Origin of the sequence: Ructibacterium gallinarum, assembly GCF_014982785.1 — a bacterium.
GTDB lineage: Bacteria > Bacillota > Clostridia > Monoglobales > Monoglobaceae > Ructibacterium > Ructibacterium gallinarum.
Window position 1 is genome coordinate 1 of sequence record NZ_JADCKB010000052.1, and the last position, 2,892, is coordinate 2,892.

The window sequence follows — 2,892 nt, forward strand, 5'->3', positions numbered from 1 at the left end:
TTTGTTCCTATATGCTGTTTGAGAATTGAATAAAGAGGAGAGTAAGAGGACTCGATAGAGATATCGAGAGACTTACGAAGAAGCATTAGAAATAATGCGAGGTTTTTTCAGAAAGAACGCGCGATATATGAAAATATATCAAGGGTAACTGGAACTATTCTTTGGAAGTAACACTTACTCACATAAGAAATCGCTGAGGAGAACGAGAGATTGTTCTAGATAAGCGCGAGACAGAAAGCGGAAGCTTTTGCGAGGTCAAGCGAAGAAGAGCACATGGAGAATGCCTTGGCATCAGGAGCCGAAGAAGGACGTGATAAGCTGCGAAAAGCTGCGGGGAGCTGCAAATGAGCATAGATCCGCAGATATCCGAATGGGGAAACCCGGCAGGGCAATACCCTGTCAACCTATACTGAACACATAGGTATAGGTGGGAAGACCCGCTGAACTGAAACATCTAAGTAGGCGGAGGAAGAGAAATCAAAAGAGATTCCCAAAGTAGCGGCGAGCGGAATGGGAAGAGGCCAAACCATGGATAGTAATATCTGTGGGGTTGAGGACTGCGTAACGAATTGCGGAAAGATAGTAGAATTACCTGGGAAGGTAAACCGTAGAGGGTAAGAGTCCCGTAAACGAAATTTAGAAGCATCGAGCAGGATCCAGAGTACTGCCGGACACGTGAAACCCGGTGGGAAGCAGGGTAGACCACTATCCAAGCCTAAATACTACCTGATGACCGATAGAGGAGAAGTACCGTGAGGGAAAGGTGAAAAGAACCCCGGGAGGGGAGTGAAAAAGAACCTGAAACCGTGTGTTTACAAGCAGTCGAAGCACGTTAAGGTGCGACGGCGTACTTTTTGTAGAACGGTCCGGCGAGTATATGTATGCAGCAAGGTTAAGATATTAAGTATTGAAGCCGCAGGGAAACCGAGTCTTAATAGGGCGAGAAGTTGTATATATATGACCCGAAACCGGGTGACCTACCCATGGACAGGTTGAAGCGAGAGTAAAATCTCGTGGAGGACCGAACCCACGTATGTTGAAAAATGCGGGGATGAGCTGTGGGTAGCGGAGAAATTCCAATCGAACTCGGATATAGCTGGTTCTCCCCGAAATAGCTTTAGGGCTAGCCTCGGATTAGTTTAGCGGGGGTAAAGCACTGAATGGGCTAGGGGGCGTATAGCTTACTGAACCCTATCAAACTCAGAATACCGCATAAATGATGTCCGGGAGTCAGACTATGGGAGATAAGTTCCATGGTCAAAAGGGAAACAGCCCAGACCCACAGCTAAGGTCCCGAAATAGATTTAAGTGGAAAAGGATGTTTAGTTGCAGAGACAACTAGGATGTTGGCTTAGAAGCAGCCATTCATTAAAAGAGTGCGTAATAGCTCACTAGTCGAGTGATTAGGCGCCGAAAATTCAACGGGGCTAAAATCTATACCGAAGCTTGGGAATTAGTTGAATGACTAATTGGTAGGGGAGCATTCTATAGTAGGGCGAAGGATGATCGGAAGGACATCTGGACGAGATAGAAGAGAGAATGCCGGAATGAGTAGCGAGAATTATGTGAGAATCATAATGGTCGAAAACCTAAGGTTTCTTGAGGAAGGTTCGTCCGCTCAAGGTAAGCCGGGAGCTAAGGCGAGGCCGAGAGGCGTAGTCGATGCACATACGGTAGAGAATCCGTAGCCGCCGAAAGTGTTAAGCACAGGGACGCAGGAACATAGCCTGACCGTACGGATGGTAGAGTACGGCGAAAGGGAGCGAAAACAAGTAGCGAAGCAGGTGATTGTACACTGACGAGAAAAGCTGTGTGTATTGCTGAGGCGCCCGTACCGTAAACCGACACAGGTGGGTGAGGAGAGAATCCTAAGACCAGCGGGAGAAGTGTTGTTAAGGAACTCGGCAAATTGACCCCGTAACTTCGGGAAAAGGGGTGCCTGCGAAGGCAGGCCGCAGAGAATAGGCCCAAGCGACTGTTTAGCAAAAACACAGGTCTCTGCTAAATCGAAAGATGAAGTATAGGGGCTGACGCCTGCCCGGTGCTGGAAGGTTAAGAGGAGAGCTTAGCGCAAGCGAAGGCTTGAATTGAAGCCCCAGTAAACGGCGGCCGTAACTATAACGGTCCTAAGGTAGCGAAATTCCTTGTCAGGTAAGTTCTGACCCGCACGAATGGCGTAACGATTTGGGCACTGTCTCAACAACACACCCGGTGAAATTGTAGTACCGGTGAAGATGCCGGTTACCCGCGACTAGACGGAAAGACCCCATGGAGCTTTACTGTAACTTGATATTGGATTTTGGTATTGCATGTACAGAATAGGTGGGAGACTGAGAACTCATGACGCCAGTTGTGAGGGAGTCACCTTTGGGATACCACCCTTGTGATACTGGAATTCTAACCTGTGGCCATGAAACTGGTCAGGGGACAATGTCTGGTGGACAGTTTGACTGGGGCGGTCGCCTCCTAAAGAGTATCGGAGGCGTTCAAAGGTTAGCTCAGCACGGTCGGAAATCGTGCGGAGAGTGCAAACGCAAAAGCTAGCCTGACTGCGAGACGTACAGGTCGAGCAGGAACGAAAGTTGGAGTTAGTGATCCGGCGGAATGAGAGTGGAATTGCCGTCGCTCAACGGATAAAAGCTACCCTGGGGATAACAGGCTGATCTCCCCCAAGAGTCCATATCGACGGGGAGGTTTGGCACCTCGATGTCGGCTCATCGCATCCTGGAGCTGGAGTTGGTTCCAAGGGTTGGGCTGTTCGCCCATTAAAGCGGTACGCGAGCTGGGTTCAGAACGTCGCGAGACAGTTCGGTCCCTATCTGTCGCGGGCGCAGGAAATTTGAAGGGAGCTGTCCTTAGTACGAGAGGACCGGGATGGACGTACCACTGGTG

General features: G+C 49.5%; 1 rRNA gene. It reads left to right on the forward strand.

The window, feature by feature from the left end:
* Positions 1 to 253: 253 nt before the first annotated feature.
* Positions 254 to 2,892 (forward strand): 23S ribosomal RNA (locus INF28_RS12575); the annotation flags it as partial.